Here is a 17096-nt window from a genome sequence, read left to right on the forward strand (position 1 = left end):
TAAGTAAATAGTGTAATTAAAATATTCAATTTAAACCAGCTAAACTCGCTGTTGCAGAAGAAATATTTATCTGTCAAAATCCATTTATTAAGTAGATTACCCGGTAACTTGCGTAAAAGTGAAGGTGTGAACAAAAGTTCCAAAATCAAATTATCAAGTGGGCGCACTGCCTGCTAGCAAATAGGGTGGGGTCTTATGTCAGAAGTTTTGTGGATTCCGATCATCTGTGGGGTGGTCGCGTTGATTTATGGTGTATATGCCGGTAGATCGGTTTTATCGGCCGATGCAGGCACTGCACGTATGCAGGAAATATCAGCCGCTGTGCAGGAAGGCGCCACAGCATATCTTAACAGACAGTATTTAACGATCGCGCTGGTTGGAATCGTTATCTTCGCGGTTCTTTGGTGGTTGCTTGGAATGAAAGTGGCCATCGGGTTTTTCATAGGTGCGGTACTTTCCGGTGCTGCTGGTTTTATTGGGATGCATGTTTCGGTTCGTGCAAATGTCAGAACCGCGGCAGGGGCTGCCAAGGGCTTGAAAGAAGGTCTTCAGATTTCGTTTCAGGCCGGTGCCATAACAGGAATGCTGGTGGTCGGATTGGCATTGCTTGCAGTCGCAGGATACTATTTGGCTCTTCTGATGATGAATGTTGATGGTCGGGAGATGATTGACAGTCTTGTTGCGCTTGGTTTCGGTGCTTCTTTGATTTCTATTTTTGCCCGTCTTGGTGGTGGCATTTTCACAAAAGGTGCCGATGTGGGGGCAGATCTGGTTGGCAAGGTGGAAGCCGGTATTCCAGAAGATGATCCCAGAAATCCTGCGGTTATCGCAGATAACGTGGGTGATAATGTGGGTGACTGTGCTGGTATGGCAGCGGATTTGTTTGAAACCTATGCTGTAACCGTTGTTGCCACTATGGTTTTGGCTTCCATATATTTCGCTTCGGATACTGCAATGATGGCTTATCCCTTGATGATTGGGGGCGTCTGTATCGTGACTTCTGTTGTGGGAACATTCTTTGTGCGTCTGGGGGCGAGCAACAACATCATGGGTGCCTTTATAAAGGGTTTGCCGTGACAACTATTCTCTCTGCCATTGCTATCTGGCCAATTACCTCAATGACACTCGGTATGGATACGACATACACTATCGGGGATACCAGTTTTACAGGTATGAGCCTTTTTTACTGTGGTCTAATCGGTTTGGCAGTGACGGCGTTATTGATTTGGGTGACCGAATACTACACCTCAACTGAATACAGGCCGGTACGTAGTATCGCCAAGGCGTCTGAAACAGGTCATGGCACCAATGTTATTCAAGGGCTTGCCGTATCAATGGAAGCTACTGCAGTGCCAGCCATTATTATTTGTGCAGGTATAATAGTAGCGTACAATTTTGCTGCACTGTTTGGGATTGCGATTGCAGTGACGACAATGCTTGCGCTTGCAGGAATGGTCGTTGCGCTGGATGCTTATGGCCCGGTTACCGATAATGCTGGCGGTATTGCAGAAATGGCGGAAATGGATGATGAGGTCCGTAAAACCACTGATGCTCTCGATGCGGTTGGAAATACAACGAAAGCCGTTACAAAAGGGTATGCCATCGGCTCAGCCGGCTTAGGTGCACTTGTGCTCTTTGCCGCTTATACTGAAGATCTGAAGTTCTTCATCAGTAATGCATCGCCTGACCGGTTTTCCTACTTTCAAGGCGTGACATTGGATTTCAGTTTGCAAAATCCCTATATCGTGGTCGGTCTTATTTTAGGTGGTTTGCTGCCCTATTTGTTCGGCGCGTTGGGCATGATGTCTGTCGGGCGTGCTGCTGGGGCCGTTGTTCGTGAAGTGCGGCGACAGTTTAAGGAGATACCTGGTATTATGGAAGGTACAGGTAAGCCGGACTATGGGCGGGCTGTTGATATGCTGACCCGTGCAGCCATTCGCGAAATGATCATACCTTCACTACTCCCACTATTGGCACCAATCGTTGTATTTGTTGTGGTTAATCTAATTGCAGACAAGTCAGCAGCATTCTCTGCGGTTGGGGCAATGCTCCTGGGAGTTATCGTAACAGGTCTGTTTGTTGCTGTTTCAATGACAGCAGGCGGTGGTGCTTGGGATAACGCCAAGAAATACATTGAAGATGGAAATCATGGCGGCAAGGGTACTGATGCACATGCGGCGGCGGTAACGGGTGATACCGTTGGTGATCCTTACAAGGATACAGCTGGTCCAGCAGTTAATCCAATGATCAAGATTACCAATATTATAGCATTATTGTTGCTGGCGGTATTGGCACACTGATGTTTGACTGCTGAAGGTTAAAGCCCCGCATCCGCGGGGCTTTTTTTGTAGATAGAAGTGATTGTATTTTTCGTTATTGGCCAGTATTAAAACGGCCAAAGTTACCAAATATCTGCTCAAAGAAGCCAAGTTTGTTCCCGCCTGTAGGTGTCGTGCGTTCGACAACCTCAATCTCGCGGCGGTCATCCTTGTCGTATTTTTTGATTTCTTTTACGACCTCGTTCTGATCAAAATGTATGACGATTACATTTTGTTCAATGATGTCTTTTTCCAGAAAAGCAATATGTTCAGTTTTCTTGCCAATATAATACCAGGCCTCTCCGGCATCGGGGAAGGTGGAAATGCTGGTCGGTGAGCCCATTTTTTCGATCACGTCATCTTTACTGCTGACACCAGTTTCAACCAAAGCGATCTGTTCGGGGTCAAGCCTGTAGCCTCTTTCCTCACGCACGGGATCACATGCTACTAGGGAAAGAGCAGCAAGCGATGTGCATATCGAAAGGGCCAGAAATTTTTTCATCAGATTTCGTCCGTCAGGCTTCATTTATGCAGTCTTGCAGGGCTCAAGCATCTGAATCATTTGACTCTTAATAATGAACCGCTTAACTGATGCGCTATAAATGACATTTTCAGGTGTGAAATGTCAAATTTTTCCGTCATTGAGTGACACTATGTTTTTGAAAAAATTATTCCGTCGAAACCCTCTCAAACCGATTGCCGACAAATTGTATGATCAAATTGTTGCGCAAGCGCGAAAGCCGGTTTTTTATCTGGAGACTGACGTGCCAGATACGGTTGATGGCCGATTTGAAATGGTCTCGTTACATTGCTTCCTCGTTTTGCGGCGCCTTAAGCGGGAGGGAGAAAACGGGCAGGAACTCGCCCAGACTTTATTCGACCGCATGTTTGCAGACATGGACCATTCATTGCGTGAAATTGGTGTAGGCGATCTAAGTGTGGGCAAACGCATCAAGGCGATGGCGCAGGTATTTTACGGACGTATTGTTGCCTATGGTGAAGCTTTGGATGGCGAGAGTGAAGAAACTCTGGAAATGGCGCTGGCACGGAATCACTATGGAACGTTGGATGAACCCCCATCTGAAGAAAAATTGAGGCGTATGGCAGTTTATGTGCGCGAAAATGATGCTTTGCTTGCCGGTCAGAGTTATACTGCACTCAGTACAGGTGACGTTCGTTTTCTGGATTTGGCTGAAACCGATGCGACAATGCGTGCCGAACCGAGGTGAGCAAACATATTTTTGCCTTTAAATTCATATATTTGTAAAAGCTGTGTAAAATCCGTTGACCAATAGCCGCGAAACGCCTATTTTCGCGCCTTCGAATCGAAGACCGTACGATTTTCAGCGAAACTCGGTCATACTGGATCAGGATAAGTTGGAAAGGATGCTCCATGCAGGATGCCGGGGCAGCATTTGTGAAATGGTTGAAAGTTGATCGCGTAAAGCGTGAACCCCTGACTTTCAGCTTTGCTGCAGATGAACAGGAGCGGTCGGATTTGGCGAACAGGCTCGGAATTCTTGAGCTGAAGTCTCTGGAAGCGTCTGGAGAGATCAAGCGAAAAGGGGCCCGGGATCTGTTAGAACTGACTGGCAGGATCAAGGCGGAAGCCGTACAGGCCTGCGTTGTCAGTCTTGAGCCAGTGCCGCAAGAAATTGAAGAAGAGTTTTCCTTGTGTTACACGTTTAACAAGGAAGACACCGTTCTTGAAGAAGCAGAATATGTTGTCAACAAGAACGAAGAAGACCTTCCCGAGTTAGTGGAAGGTGGACAGATTGATCTTGTGTTGGCGGTGGCTGAGCAAATTGCACTTGCATTGGACCCCTATCCTCGGGCAGAAGGAGCGGAGTTGTCCGGTGAAATGAAAAAACATTTGCTTGAACCCGAGGACGAGGTTGAAGGCGAGACTGAAGAAGTTTATAAGCCTTTTGCCAACCTGAAGGATTTGTTGAATAGAAAATAGCGGTATCTGAGAGGACGTCGCGATTGTTAGACACCCACGCGGGTGCATGAGTGAGAGATAGAGAAATGGCAGTACCTAAGAGAAAGACGACCAAATCTAAGCGTAATATGCGGCGTGCGCATGACGCACTTGGTGGCACACAGGCACAGGAATGCCCAAATTGTGGTGAGCTGAAACGCTCCCATCACGTATGCGATTCATGCGGTTTTTACGGAGATCGCGAAGTTCTGGATACTGCAGAAGTTCTTTAAGCTGATCTAATCCTGTAGATTAGATGAAACAGTCAATAGAACCGGACGGTGGAATGAGCGACAACGTTGTGATTGCCCTAGATGCGATGGGTGGGGACGATGCCCCTGATATTGTCATCAAAGGTGTGGACATCGTTCGCGTTCAGTTTCCGAACGCCCGGTTTTTGCTGTTTGGTGATGAAGCACGTCTGAACCCATTGCTTGATAGTCACCCAGGTGTCAGGGCTGTATGTGAAGTCCGGCACACTGACCAGTCCATTAAGGGTGAGGACAAGCCGAGCCAGGCACTGCGTAAAGGGCGCAAGAGCAGTATGCGTCTTGCCATTGATGCAGTGCGCGATGGCGAAGCTCACGGTGTTGTCTCAGCAGGCAATACGGGCGCGCTGATGGCTATGGCCAAATTCTCTCTGCGCACTCTTCCCGGGATTGATCGTCCCGCGATCGCCTCCGTCTTGCCATCCCCCAAGGGGGAGACGGTGATGCTGGATTTGGGTGCTAATATTGAATGTGATGCTGACAATCTTGTGCAGTTTGCTGTGATGGGCGCTGATTTTGCCCGCGCGGTGTTAGGCCGGGTCCCTCCACGGGTTGGTTTGCTGAATGTCGGTAGCGAAGAGCTCAAGGGCAGTGACACAATCAAGGAAGCGGGTGAGCGTCTTCGCTCCATCGAAAATGCACCCTTTGAGTATTCTGGCTTTATTGAAGGGGATGACATTACGCGTGGTGTGGTGGATGTTGTTGTTACCGATGGATTTACCGGCAACGTCGCTCTGAAAACTGCGGAGGGTGTTGTCGCTCTTTACACTAATTTTCTCAAGGAAGCTTTCTCCAGCTCCTGGCTTTCTAAGCTTGGCTATGTGCTCGCCAAGGGGGGGCTGAAGCTTTTGAAAGACAGGCTTGACCCCAGAGGCTATAATGGCGGCGTATTCCTAGGGCTTAACGGGATATGCGTTAAAAGTCACGGCGGAACGGATGCTCACGGTTATGCAAATGCGATTGCTGTAACTGTTGAAATGGTCTCTGAAGGCCTGCTTGAGAAAATGATCGCACATTTCAAAGAATTTGATGTAGAAATAAAAGCCTCGGATACTTTGTGTTCGTCTGACACTGAGATGCCTGAAAAATCAGCACCGGCAGCGTCAGGATCATGACACTATACAAATAACAAAAGCTGAAACAGGATTTCAGAGAACGGAACATTTATGCGTCGCTCAATCATTACCGGTACGGGTTCTTATCTTCCAAAACGGATCATGACCAATGATGAACTGGCTGATATTGTCGATACATCAGATGAGTGGATTCAGGCGCGTTCCGGTATTAAACAGCGACACATCGCAGCAGACGGTGAGCTGACTTCTGATTTAGGTACACAGGCTGCATTAAAGGCTATGGAGCAGCCGGCCTGGGCCCTGATGATATTGATCTGGTGCTTGTCGCGACCGCTACGCCCGACGAAACGTTTCCGGCCACGGCCACGACCATTCAACACAAACTCGGAATTACCGGTGGTTTTGCATTTGATGTGCAGGCTGTCTGTACAGGTTTTATATATGCACTTGCCACCGCCGATAACTTTATCAAGGCAGGACAGGTAAACCGTGCTCTTGTAATCGGGGCCGAGACGTTTTCACGCATTCTGGACTGGGAAGACAGAACGACCTGTGTCCTGTTTGCTGACGGGGCAGGGGCGCTTGTGCTGGAGGCATCTGAAGAAGAGGGCACAAATCAGGATCGGGGTATTCTGACCAGTCACCTGCATGCGGATGGCCGGCATCACGATTTGCTTTATGTGGATGGCGGCCCGTCTTCGTCGCAAACAACTGGATATTTGCGTATGGAAGGCCGGGAAGTCTTCAAGCATGCAGTTACAAACCTTGCCAATGTTGTGGGTGAAGCACTGGACGCGACAGGATTAAACGCTGATGATATTGACTGGCTGATTCCCCATCAGGCCAACAAACGGATCATTGACGGAACCGGGCGGAAACTGAAGATGGATCCGGCTAAAGTTGTTGTCACTGTTGATAAACATGGAAATACATCAGCAGCTTCTGTACCTTTGGCGCTTGACGAAGCTGTTCGCGATGGGCGGGTCACAAAAGGGGACCTTTTATTGCTCGAAGCGATGGGCGGCGGCTTTACCTGGGGATCTGCTTTGGTGCGATTCTAAATCGGGCGAATCCGTTGAGCTAGATTCGCTTTATATGCGATTTAGTGAATTATGAACCTGATTTGGTCGCAGATTTTATCATTTTTGCCATAAAATCACTGGTTTAGTGGGTGTTCTTCTGTGTTTTTTGTCTTAACAGTTGACGCTTATCACGGCTGTGCTAATCCTTAAATACAGTGCACGAGGTGGGAAACATGAGCAAAAAAACATTGACCAGGGCGCATCTGGCTGAAGCACTCTACCAACAGGTGGGGCTCTCGCGAAATGAATCCGCAGAGCATGTTGAAGCTGTATTGGACGAGATATCAGATCGTCTGATCAAGGGAGAAACTGTCAAAATATCATCCTTTGGCAGCTTTCAGGTTCGCCAGAAAAATGGACGGGTAGGGCGCAATCCGAAAACAGGTGAAGAGGTTCCAATTGATCCAAGACGGGTTCTTGTATTCCGAGCTTCACATGTGTTGAAAGACAAGATTAACAGTAACGACTGATAGATCGATTGTTACCGCTAAACATGTCTGAAACTGAAAACACAGAACAGCGAAAAGCACAAAAGTCACCGGATGCCTTTCGTACAATCAGTGAAGTCTCCGAAGAGCTGGACATACCGCAACATGTCCTTCGATTCTGGGAGACGAAATTCACTATTGTAAAACCTCTCAAGCGAGGTGGCGGGCGACGATATTACCGCCCGTCCGATGTGGAGATTATCCGCGGGATACGGGATCTGCTATATACGCATGGTTTTACGATCAAAGGCGCCCAAAAATTATTGAAAGAACAGGGCGGCAAGATCGAAAATATTGAAGTGCTTTCATCAGGTAGCCCCGCGCCGACAGCGTCTTTGCTGACAACAGAAACTCAACAAGAGCAATCGCCTATAGAGGACGCCGACGCACAGTCCCATAATTCTAATGACTTAAAGGGCGAACTTAAATCGGTGCTTGAAGAGTTGCAGGCAATTCGGCGGCTTCTCCCACGCTAATTTCATTGTAGAAATTTTTTTTAAATGAGCTCTCGGATTGCGTTGCAATGGGGATTTATCAAGGCTATAGTGCGCGCCGCCCCACCCCTGAAATGACGGGCAGTAGCGCAGCCTGGTAGCGCACTTCACTGGGGGTGAAGGGGTCGTCGGTTCAAATCCGGCCTGCCCGACCAATCAAGGAGCCCTTCGAAAATCAGTTTCGAAGGGCTTTTTTGTATTTAAATTCGCGACCATTTGCCGCTGTTTATTGAATTGAAAATCAAAACACTTCCAGAGTATGTTTCCGTCATGATGGATGATGCTAGAAATTACGGGTATTCAATGCCTGATGAAAACAGGATGCTGCTGGTCAACTGGTTGGTCGTAGTTGCCTTTTTAGTCTTTTGTATGGTGGTCTTAGGCGGGGTTACGCGTTTGACCAATTCCGGACTCTCCATGGTGGAATGGAAGCCCGTTACCGGATGGCTGCCACCGCTTAGCGAGCAGGCCTGGATGGATGAGTTTGAAAAATACAAGGCGTTCCCGGAATATCAGAAGATCAATAAGGGTATGAGTCTGGATGAGTTCAAAGGGATATTTGCCTTTGAATATGCTCATCGGGTATTAGGGCGGATTATCGGCCTCGCCTTTTTTGTTCCCCTGGTTCTGTTTGCTCTTATGCGAACGATACCGGTCCATATGCTGCCAAGGCTGCTGGGTTTACTGGTGCTTGGGGGAAGTCAGGGTGTCATGGGATGGATAATGGTAAAAAGCGGGTTGGTAGATCATCCTGATGTTAGCCATTATCGCCTGACAGCACATTTGGGTCTGGCGAGTCTGATATTGGCTGCACTGGTTTGGACTGCACTGGAAGTTCGTAGTCCGGCCATACGAAAGGTGCAGAATTCGACTGTAACCAATTGGTCAAAAGTGGTTCTAGCGCTTGTTTTCTTGCAAATTCTTGTTGGTGGTTTTGTCGCCGGTTTAAATGCTGGTTTTGTTTATAATGACTGGCCCACCATGGGCGGCGGTTTTGTTCCCGATGATATTTTTTATATGACGCCTTGGTATCTGAATTTTGTGGAAAATGTTGCGACAATTCAATTCACGCATCGCTTAGTTGCTTATCTTCTCTTCGGTGTGGCGTTGTGGCTTTTTTATCTGTGCCGGCGACGCGCAGGGGCGCAAAGTAAAAAGCTCGCTCATTGGATGATGGCTGCCGTTGTGCTTCAGATATTCTTGGGCATTTGGACGCTCATCAGTGTCGTACCTGTATCGCTGGGTGCATTTCATCAAGCCGGTGGTATGATTGTCCTTATTTCCTCCGTCATGCTTGTTCATAGTCTGACACGGCAGCAGATTAAATAGAAATCGGGAGATAGCATGCTTGCACGTTTGGATCATCTGGTCATAACCGTCACTGACCTTGAAAAAACGAAATCTTTTTATTGTGATGTTTTGGATATGCGCTTTGAGGCTTTTGGTGAAGGGCGGCAAGCCCTGCATTTTGGCTCACAGAAGATTAATGTGCAAATTGCCGGCAAAGAGCTTGAGCCCAGGGCTCATGTTGCAAAACCCGGAACGGCAGATTTATGTTTTATATGCTACGTACCGTTAAATACGGTGAAAGCAAGGCTGGAAAAAGCGGGTATTGAAATTCTGGAAGGCCCGGTGCGTCGGACTGGTGCTACGGGGCCGATCACATCCTTGTATGTGCGCGACCCCGATTTAAACCTTATTGAATTATCTGTTTATGATGACGTTCAGCATCACTGATCAGCTTTGCATAAGGGCTTGATCCAGATCTGCAATTATGTCATCCGCGTTTTCGATACCGATGGAAAGACGGATAACATCTGGCCCTGCGCCAGCTGCTATCTGTTGTTCCTCGTTCAGTTGTCTGTGAGTTGTTGAAGCCGGATGGATTATGAGGCTGCGGGTATCGCCGATATTGGCCAAATGAGAGAACAGATTCACATTCTCAACCATTTTAATGCCCGCATCGTAACCCCCTTTGATACCAAATGTCATAACCGCACCACCAGCACCACCGGTATATTTTTGAGCGAGTGAATGATAGGCATCATCTTTTAGTCCGGCATAAGAAACCCACGATACTTTTTCATGGTTTTGTAGAAAATCAGCCACTTTGAGGGCATTTTCGCAATGTGCCTTCATACGCAGGGCCAGTGTTTCTATACCCGTAATAATCATGAATGCATTAAAAGGAGACAGAGCAGGGCCCAAATCGCGAAGGCCAAGCGCCCGGCAGGCTATTCCAAAGGCAAGTTCACCGAAAGTTTCATGAAACTTCATTCCATGATAGGAAGGGTTAGGTTCACTTAAAGTAGGAAATTTGTCACTGGCGCTCCAGTCGAATTTACCTGAATCAACAATGATTCCGCCAACTGAATTACCATGGCCGCCTAAAAATTTGGTGGCTGAATGCAGGACAATATCCGCGCCCCACTCAATGGGTCGGCACAGATAAGGACTGGCTAGTGTGTTGTCAACAATTAGAGGAATACCAGCTTCGTGGGCGATTTCTGCGATCGCTGCGATGTCGGTCACTACGCCACCGGGGTTGGCCAGGCTTTCAATGAAGATTGCCTTGCATTTCGGAGTGAGTGCCTCTTTAAAATTGTTCGGATCTGCGGGATCAACAAAAATTGCATTCCAATTAAATTTTTTGAAGGACTGGCTGAATTGAGTAATTGACCCGCCGTATAAGCGTGTCGATGCCAAAAACTCGTCACCGGGTTCCATGAGCGTATGAAAGGCGATCATTTGCGCAGCGTGGCCTGATGCGACGGCAAGTGCGGTTGCGCCTCCTTCCAGTGTTGCGACCCGCTCTTCCAACACCGCATTTGTTGGATTGGTCAAGCGCGAATAGATGTTGCCAAAAGCTTGCAGGTTAAAAAGCTCCGCAGCATGATCAGCATCATCAAATACATAAGATGCGGTTTGGTATATGGGTGTCACCCGTGCACCGGTGGTCGGGTCTGGTGCCGCGCCTGCATGGACGGCAAGTGTTTCAAATTTTGGATCAGTCATCAGCGTTTCCCTAGTAATTTATTTCTTTTGGATGAGATGATTTTGGACCGCCCGCCCATATAGGCGATTTCCCCTGATAGCCGTCCAAATTCGATTTTCGGGCAGCGGTTCATAACCACCTTAAGCCCCGCAGATTCTGCGGTTTCAGCAGCTGTTTCATTAAACACCCCAAGCTGCATCCACAGAACCTTTGCGTTTATGGCAACGGCTTCAGGAACGATGGAGGCCACAGCCTCACTGTTTCGGAAGCAATCCACCATATCGACAGGCACATCAATATCGCTGAGGGAGGCGTAGAAAGTCTCCCCAAGGAACTCCTGTCCTGCTTTTCCCGGATTAACCGGCAAAATTCTATATCCTTTGCGTTTCATATACCGCATTACAAAATTCGAAGGGCGAGAGGGGTTGTCGCTCGCGCCAACAACGGCAATGGTTTTTACCTCTTCAAGGATGTTCGTGAGGTATTCATCGGTATAACTACTGTGGTCCATTATTTATTCTGCCATTCTGGATCACGTTTTTCCAAGAATGCGGAGATTCCCTCTGCTGCGTCATGGGATTGCATATTACTGGCCATCACTTCTGAAGTCAGTTCATAGGCGTCTTTCAAATCCATAGGGAGTTGTTTGTAAAATGCCTGTTTTCCGGTTTTTACCGTATGTGTGGATTTTGACGCAATTTTGCCAGCAAACTCGGCGACAGTGTTATCGAGGTCATCGGCCTCTACCGCTCTGTTAATCAAGCCCATTCTCGCGGCGTCCTCAGCACTGATAAAGTCACCGCTTAAAAGCATTTCCATTGCGTGCTTCGGAGCAACATTGCGACTGAGTGCAACCATTGGGGTTGAGCAGAACAGACCCAGATTCACTCCGGGTGTGGCAAAGCGTGAGGATTTGCTGGCAAAAGCCAGATCACAACTGGCCACAAGCTGGCACCCTGCCGCAGTTGCAATCCCGTCAACCTTGGCAATAACCGGTTGCGGCAGATTAACAATTGCCTGCATCATCTCGCTGCATTTAGTAAATAGCTCCAACATTGTATCTTGTCGTCGATCAGACATGACCTCTTTCAGGTTGTGGCCAGATGAAAAGACAGGCCCTTCTGCATCAATGACCAAAACTGCGATTTCTGCGTTTTGAGCAATATCGGCAAGTCTGTCTGAAATGGCTTCCATCATTTTTAATGAAAGCGCATTTCTGGACTGACTGTCCTTAAGTGTCAGCATCGCTATGCGGTCTTTGACAGTGAATTCGATCAATTGAGTTGCAGTGTTCAGCGCGGTGTTGGTCAGGGACATTTTTCGCTCCCATTATTTACTTTGATTCTGTATTGGGCGCTAGAGTAGCGCATTTTCTGACCTGTGCAATCTCTGTTCTCTACCGAGTGAAGGCTGTTCACGAGTACTTATTCAGGATATAAGCGGCTTCGCATTATAAAAAAGGAGTATTGGCGCGATGCCCAAAATGACACCGCAGATGCTGGAAGCGTTTATCAAAAGTGATTTTCCGGAAGTCGCACATGTAGGGTATAAGGTATCTGAGCTGACTGACAGATCGATCACAGTCACAATTGAAACAAGTGAGAGTGATCTGCGTCCTGGGGGAACCGTTTCCGGGCCTACAATGATGTCGCTTGTGGATTTGACTATGTATCTGTTGCTCCTTGCACAGATTGGTCCAGTGGCTCTCGCAGTAACCACCAATCTCAATATCAATTTTCTTCGCAAACCAAATCCCGGGAAATTACGAGGGGAGGGGAGATTATTGAAGCTCGGAAAATCTTTAGCAACAGGTGATGTTTCTCTTTATTCTGAAGGAGTTAGCGAGCCCGTTGCACATGCGACAGTAACTTACGCAATTCCGCCAGCAAAAAACACTTGAATAAAGAAGGGAGTTTTTGCGGTAATATAATACCGCAATTATAATTGTGTGTTTTTATTGCGTTTTTTCGTTTGACATTAGATTAAAGTGAACATATAAAACGCCCAAGTTTCGGGGAGCATACGCTCCCTTTCTTTTGTTTTGGCACGCTCAAGCGAAGGCTGAATTTTTATGAAAACCTATTCTGCAAAACCTTCTGAGGTTGAAAGCAAATGGCTGGTTATCGATGCCGAAGGGCTCGTAGTTGGTCGTCTTGCTGCTCTTATTGCAAACCGCCTGCGCGGTAAGCATAAAGCAATGTACACTCCAAACATTGATTGTGGTGATCACGTTGTTGTCATTAATGCTGATAAAGTGCATTTCACCGGTCGTAAACTGACTGACAAAAAATTCTACTGGCATACTGGATATCCGGGTGGAATTAAAGAACGCACAATGGATAAGATTTTGGGTGGTGCACATCCAGAACGCGTTCTTGAAAAAGCTGTTCAGCGTATGATTCCAAAAGGTCCTCTGGGCCGGGCACAGCTCAAAAAACTTCACGTATATGGTGGTTCTGAGCATCCGCATGAAGCACAAAAGCCAGAAGTTCTGGATGTTGCTGCGATGAACTCTAAAAACACACGGAGAGCTTAAGAATGGCTGAAGAAGTGAACTCACTTGAGGATCTGAAAAACCTGACAGGTGGCGAAAGTGCCGCTGAGGTTGTTGAAGCTGCAGAAGTTATTGAAGCACCTCTGCCAGAGCCAAAAATCGACGAACATGGTCGTTCTTACGCAACAGGTAAACGTAAAGACGCTGTAGCGCGTGTTTGGGTAAAACCTGGTAATGGTAAAATCACTATCAATGGTCGTGACCAGGAAGTGTATTTTGCACGTCCAGTTCTGCGTATGATCCTTGCGCAAGCTTTTGAAGTTGCTGATCGTGTTGAACAATATGACGTGGTATGCACTGTTAAAGGTGGCGGTCTGTCTGGACAGGCTGGTGCCGTTCGTCACGGTATTTCAAAAGCACTGACACTGTATGAACCAGCACTGCGTCGCCCACTGAAAGCTGCTGGCTTCTTGACACGTGACAGTCGTGTTGTTGAACGTAAGAAATTCGGTCGTGCGAAAGCCCGCCGGAGCTTCCAGTTCTCAAAACGTTAATTTTATTCGATTTATCGAAGAGAAAAGGGCTCCTATTTTGGGAGCCCTTTTTTGTTGCAGTTTCAAGAGATTTTCGATCTTTTATACGCATGTTAATTGGTTGGTTTTAATCGATCATAAAAACCGCCTCGGTGTTTGACTTCTACCAGTGCCGCTGTAAGTTCCGGTGCGAATTTCTTCAACCGCTCCCCAATGACATGGTATATTTTGGTCTGGTGGATAACAGCTTCCTTGATATCTTCGTTGGCCCCGATTTTTTCTTTAAACGAATGAAAAAGCGTTGAAGGCATAATTCCGGCGCTTAATCTCTTACCTGTTAAAACACGATATAGTCGCTCATATCCATCCAGAGGCATTGTTCTGGCACCATATTTTTCCATTATCGCCTTGTCCTGTAATGAACCGCGTAGAATACCGACGGTTCTACCTTTTAATGAGGACTTTATGTCAAAGCTCTCATGTTGACTGCGGTCGTAGAAAATTGAGATGGAAGCGTCTCCAATCGGTTCTTTGATGAATTCGATTTCAGGAGAGCTGGCTTTTAGAAACTCTTCTGTTCGCCATAGATTTGCATCGACTTCCCCGCTTTTTAACGCTTGAAAAGCGCGTGTCCCAGGCATTTCAATAAACTGATGGCAAAGGCCTACTTTATGATACATTTCTGAAATCATTAGTTTGCCAACCTGTACCTCGGGAGTACCACAATCCCAGTAACTTATTTTGTAACAGCCTTTGGAAAGTGCCGGCGATGTGAGCAGGCTACAGATAATCACCAGAAGAAAAGGTTTCGAAAATACCCGTATTGATCCCATTTATGTACCCGGCCTTTTGTTTTGTGCACGAGGAAGATTCACTTGGTATTACAGGATTAATGAATTAATACCTTACAGGGCTTGACCAAAAAGTCAAAAAAACTGGTAGCAGGGCTCACTCCCTAAAATAGAGAGCCTACCTTGACTTCGCATCGCAATGAGCGTGTCTTCATAGTTTGAAAAAGACAGCGTAAGCAAACTATGTTGATACTTTTAGTTGCTGGCCAACGGTCAATCGGAGCTCTCTTCTTTCAGGTTTTTGGGCGCAAATACGCCACCAAATGCTCCAGCACCCGGGTTGACCGGCTCCTCTGAAGTTTCCTTCGGTGCAGTTTCATTTAAATTCTGCGGTGCAAATACGCCGCCAAATGCGCCTTTACCTGGATTGTCCTTCTTGCTTTCCGGAACAGGGGCGGCACCATCAGGTGCATTATTTTCAAGGTTTTGAGGCGCGAATACGCCACCAAAAGCACCTTTGCCAGGCTTTCGATCGCCTGGTTTGAAGAAGGGGCTGCTTTTTGTTGTTCCTGCTGTTTCTTCAGCATTTCTTGACGGCGTTTTTCTTTGATTGCCTGAATTTTCTTCTCTGTTTCAATTCGTTTCTGTTCACGAACATCCAAAATACATTGTTGTGGGCTGTGAACCTGAGCGTACCAGATTGTCGAAATAGCGCCGAGTGTTAAGATGATCAAAAGTATGGCAGCTGGGTTTCCTTTAAGAAATTTAGGGAGTTGAAAACCTTTGCCCGTCACCGCAGAAACGGGAGCGCCGTTTGCCAAAGCGAGCTGTTGTTTGCGGCGATACATCTCATGCGCGAGGGCTCCAAATAACGTGAGTGCTATGATGATGAATGCCAGGGCTGAGATTGAAGGATTGATGCCATAGCGCACTTTTTGAGCCAGCTCTATGGTCAATGTGGGATATTTGCCAAATGTAAATGTTGTGGTGTTGTAATTTTCAAATGATGCCAAAAATGCGAGTACAGCGGCTGAACCAATAGCTGGCTTCATAAAGGGGAGTAGGATTTTGCGAAAGGCTTGAACGTTCGTCGCTCCCAAATCGAGCGCTGCTTCCGTAAGCCCGACATCAAAACGTTGCAATCGGGCTATAAAAACAAGCATGCAATAAGATGCGATAAAGGTGGATTGTCCCAATATTGTAAGGAAAATGCCGTTATGCAGGAAACTGTCACTGCTAAAGCCCAGCATGACATTGATGCGATCCCAGAATACGAGTGTTGAAATACCCAAAACTACACCCGGTATCAGGATAGGCGCGATCACAATGGTGTAATAAGTTGCCCGCAACCGGGGCCAGATCTGCGTTAGTATCAGGGCACCGGCAAGCCCCATGGTAACGGATAAAATGACAGTTCCGGTACCAACGATGAGACTATTACGTATGCCATTTAATATACGTTCGTCATTGGCAAGCACGTCAAACCATTCAAAAGTCAGGCATTCCCAAGGGGTCATTTTGGGAAAACTCGGAGAATTAAAAGCAGTGATGCTCATAACCAGAAGGGGACCCAATAGGTAGCCAAAAAACAGGATCAGGTATGCGCCTAGAAGAATTTTGAGGAAGACATTTTCGGATTTCATTTGCCGATATCCCCCATTTTGACCTTAAATAAACGCATCATCGACAATACAATCACGACGCAGGTCACGAGCAAGACAATTGCAAAGGCCGCACCGCGGGGCCAGTTGCCGCCTTGGTTGAACCATTGATAAATGATCTGCGTGAACCACAGGCTGGATGGCCCACCAAGTATTTGCGGAGCCGCCAAGGCCCCCGCTGTAAGCATGAATACCATTGTGCAACCAGAAGAAATACCGGGCTTTGCGTATGGAATGACAACGCGCCAATGAATTCGTGCCCAGGACGCCCCCATATCCCGCGCAGCTTCTATCTGATTGCGATCCAGACTTTCGATAACGTTGTAAATTGGAAATATCATCAAAAGGATATAAGCGTATCCAAGTCCAGCATAGAGGGCCACATTTGCTCTGATGAAATCGATGGGGTTATCGATAAGGCCCAGCGTCAGCATCATTTCATTAATCAGGCCTGTTTCTCCAAAAATAATCCGAAATGCGAATGCCCGAAGAATCTCGTTGATCCAGTAAGGGATAATCAGCAACAAAACCAGTGCTCGCGCAAAACCACCTGCTTTAGTTTGCGCTAGGTAATAAGCAATTGGATAGCAGATCACCAGATTGAGTATGGTTACAAATACTGCTGCAAGTAATGTTCTGCCAAAAACGCCCAAATCCACCACGTTGTAAGAGCTATCGGCACCGGGTGCACCCAATACCAGATATTTATAATGCTCGAGCGTATATACGTCTTTTGGTCCCCCCATTTCAGGTGGGGGTAAATGGTGGCGAAAAGAGAAATCCAGCATGGAAAGCTGTGGTAAGATGATAAGCACAACGACCCAGAAGAAAACAGCGAACAGTAAAAAACTGCCGAGTGCCAAGCCGTTTCGTTCGAAATAATTGTGAATGGCTTTGGTTACTGACATGGCAGA

General features: G+C 47.1%; 18 protein-coding genes, 1 tRNA gene and 2 pseudogenes. 14 read left to right on the forward strand and 7 right to left on the reverse strand.

The window, feature by feature from the left end; genetic code table 11:
* Positions 1-195: 195 nt before the first annotated feature.
* A pseudogene (locus JCM23214_RS25345) lies at positions 196-2300 on the forward strand (sodium-translocating pyrophosphatase).
* Between the two features lie 73 nt (positions 2301-2373).
* Here JCM23214_RS25345 and JCM23214_RS07965 read toward each other — a convergent pair.
* Positions 2374-2820, reverse strand: a complete 447-nt coding sequence (locus JCM23214_RS07965; RefSeq protein ID WP_037493277.1) for an outer membrane protein assembly factor BamE — start codon at positions 2818-2820, stop codon at positions 2374-2376.
* 151 nt (positions 2821-2971) lie between these two features.
* Here JCM23214_RS07965 and JCM23214_RS07970 point away from each other — a divergent pair, with 151 nt between their 5' ends.
* The 10 genes and pseudogenes from JCM23214_RS07970 (at position 2972) to JCM23214_RS08015 (ending at position 9445) form a co-directional block, all read left to right on the forward strand.
* Positions 2972-3547, forward strand: a complete 576-nt coding sequence (locus tag JCM23214_RS07970) for a ubiquinol-cytochrome C chaperone family protein (RefSeq protein WP_025898492.1) — start codon at positions 2972-2974, stop codon at positions 3545-3547.
* A 164-nt stretch (positions 3548-3711) separates the two neighbouring features.
* The gene (locus JCM23214_RS07975) at positions 3712-4281 is read left to right on the forward strand and encodes a YceD family protein (protein ID WP_025898493.1); all 570 of its coding nucleotides are present in this window, start codon (positions 3712-3714) and stop codon (positions 4279-4281) included.
* Between the two features lie 65 nt (positions 4282-4346).
* Positions 4347-4532, forward strand: coding sequence for a 50S ribosomal protein L32 (gene rpmF, locus JCM23214_RS07980; RefSeq protein ID WP_025898494.1), 186 nt, complete (start codon positions 4347-4349; stop codon positions 4530-4532).
* A 53-nt stretch (positions 4533-4585) separates the two neighbouring features.
* Positions 4586-5683 (forward strand): phosphate acyltransferase PlsX, encoded by a 1098-nt coding sequence (gene plsX, locus JCM23214_RS07985; protein WP_025898495.1) that lies wholly within the window; start codon positions 4586-4588, stop codon positions 5681-5683.
* 51 nt (positions 5684-5734) lie between these two features.
* A pseudogene (locus JCM23214_RS19705) lies at positions 5735-6705 on the forward strand (beta-ketoacyl-ACP synthase III).
* 194 nt (positions 6706-6899) lie between these two features.
* A complete protein-coding gene (locus tag JCM23214_RS07995) occupies positions 6900-7196 on the forward strand; it encodes an integration host factor subunit alpha (protein ID WP_025898496.1) in 297 nt (98 codons plus the stop codon).
* A gap of 23 nt (positions 7197-7219) precedes the next feature.
* Positions 7220-7690, forward strand: coding sequence for a MerR family transcriptional regulator (locus JCM23214_RS08000; protein WP_025898497.1), 471 nt, complete (start codon positions 7220-7222; stop codon positions 7688-7690).
* A gap of 96 nt (positions 7691-7786) precedes the next feature.
* A tRNA-Pro gene (locus tag JCM23214_RS08005) sits at positions 7787-7863 on the forward strand.
* A 79-nt stretch (positions 7864-7942) separates the two neighbouring features.
* On the forward strand, positions 7943-9037 hold the full coding sequence (locus JCM23214_RS08010; protein WP_199899428.1) for a COX15/CtaA family protein: 1095 nt from the start codon (positions 7943-7945) through the stop codon (positions 9035-9037).
* 15 nt (positions 9038-9052) lie between these two features.
* Entirely contained in the window at positions 9053-9445 is a 393-nt protein-coding gene (locus tag JCM23214_RS08015) for a VOC family protein (RefSeq protein WP_025898499.1), read from the forward strand.
* Here JCM23214_RS08015 and JCM23214_RS08020 read toward each other — a convergent pair whose 3' ends face one another.
* Genes JCM23214_RS08020 through JCM23214_RS08030 form a run of 3 tightly spaced genes read right to left on the reverse strand, consistent with a single transcriptional unit; the run spans position 9446 to position 12020 of the window.
* Positions 9446-10723: an O-acetylhomoserine aminocarboxypropyltransferase gene (locus JCM23214_RS08020; RefSeq protein WP_025898500.1), complete on the reverse strand. Its 1278-nt coding sequence runs from the start codon at positions 10721-10723 to the stop codon at positions 9446-9448.
* Positions 10723-11214, reverse strand: a complete 492-nt coding sequence (locus JCM23214_RS08025) for a CoA-binding protein (protein WP_025898501.1) — start codon at positions 11212-11214, stop codon at positions 10723-10725. Before JCM23214_RS08025 ends, JCM23214_RS08020 begins: the two co-directional genes overlap by 1 nt.
* The gene (locus tag JCM23214_RS08030; protein WP_025898502.1) at positions 11214-12020 is read right to left on the reverse strand and encodes an enoyl-CoA hydratase; all 807 of its coding nucleotides are present in this window, start codon (positions 12018-12020) and stop codon (positions 11214-11216) included. The genes JCM23214_RS08025 and JCM23214_RS08030 overlap by 1 nt, the downstream gene beginning before the upstream one ends.
* A 157-nt stretch (positions 12021-12177) precedes the next feature.
* Here JCM23214_RS08030 and JCM23214_RS08035 point away from each other — a divergent pair, with 157 nt between their 5' ends.
* The 3 genes from JCM23214_RS08035 to rpsI all read left to right on the forward strand — a co-directional run bounded on the left by JCM23214_RS08035 (position 12178) and on the right by rpsI (position 13751).
* Positions 12178-12603, forward strand: a complete 426-nt coding sequence (locus JCM23214_RS08035; protein WP_025898503.1) for a PaaI family thioesterase — start codon at positions 12178-12180, stop codon at positions 12601-12603.
* 171 nt (positions 12604-12774) lie between these two features.
* Positions 12775-13239 (forward strand): 50S ribosomal protein L13, encoded by a 465-nt coding sequence (gene rplM, locus JCM23214_RS08040; protein ID WP_025898504.1) that lies wholly within the window; start codon positions 12775-12777, stop codon positions 13237-13239.
* A 2-nt stretch (positions 13240-13241) separates the two neighbouring features.
* Entirely contained in the window at positions 13242-13751 is a 510-nt protein-coding gene (rpsI, locus tag JCM23214_RS19710; RefSeq protein WP_037493173.1) for a 30S ribosomal protein S9, read from the forward strand.
* A 92-nt stretch (positions 13752-13843) separates the two neighbouring features.
* On the opposite strand, the gene JCM23214_RS08050 is transcribed toward rpsI, so the two are convergent.
* From JCM23214_RS08050 to JCM23214_RS08060, 3 genes are all read right to left on the reverse strand, one after another.
* Positions 13844-14563 carry a transporter substrate-binding domain-containing protein gene (locus tag JCM23214_RS08050; protein WP_025898506.1) on the reverse strand — a complete coding sequence of 240 codons (720 nt, stop codon included), beginning with the start codon at positions 14561-14563 and terminating at the stop codon, positions 13844-13846.
* 338 nt (positions 14564-14901) lie between these two features.
* The gene (locus tag JCM23214_RS19715; RefSeq protein WP_148301802.1) at positions 14902-16164 is read right to left on the reverse strand and encodes an ABC transporter permease; all 1263 of its coding nucleotides are present in this window, start codon (positions 16162-16164) and stop codon (positions 14902-14904) included.
* On the reverse strand, positions 16161-17090 hold the full coding sequence (locus tag JCM23214_RS08060; RefSeq protein ID WP_025898507.1) for an ABC transporter permease: 930 nt from the start codon (positions 17088-17090) through the stop codon (positions 16161-16163). Before JCM23214_RS08060 ends, JCM23214_RS19715 begins: the two co-directional genes overlap by 4 nt.
* Between the last annotated feature and the right edge of the window lie 6 nt (positions 17091-17096).

The sequence above is a fragment of the Sneathiella glossodoripedis JCM 23214 genome, assembly GCF_000616095.1.
Lineage (GTDB): Bacteria > Pseudomonadota > Alphaproteobacteria > Sneathiellales > Sneathiellaceae > Sneathiella > Sneathiella glossodoripedis.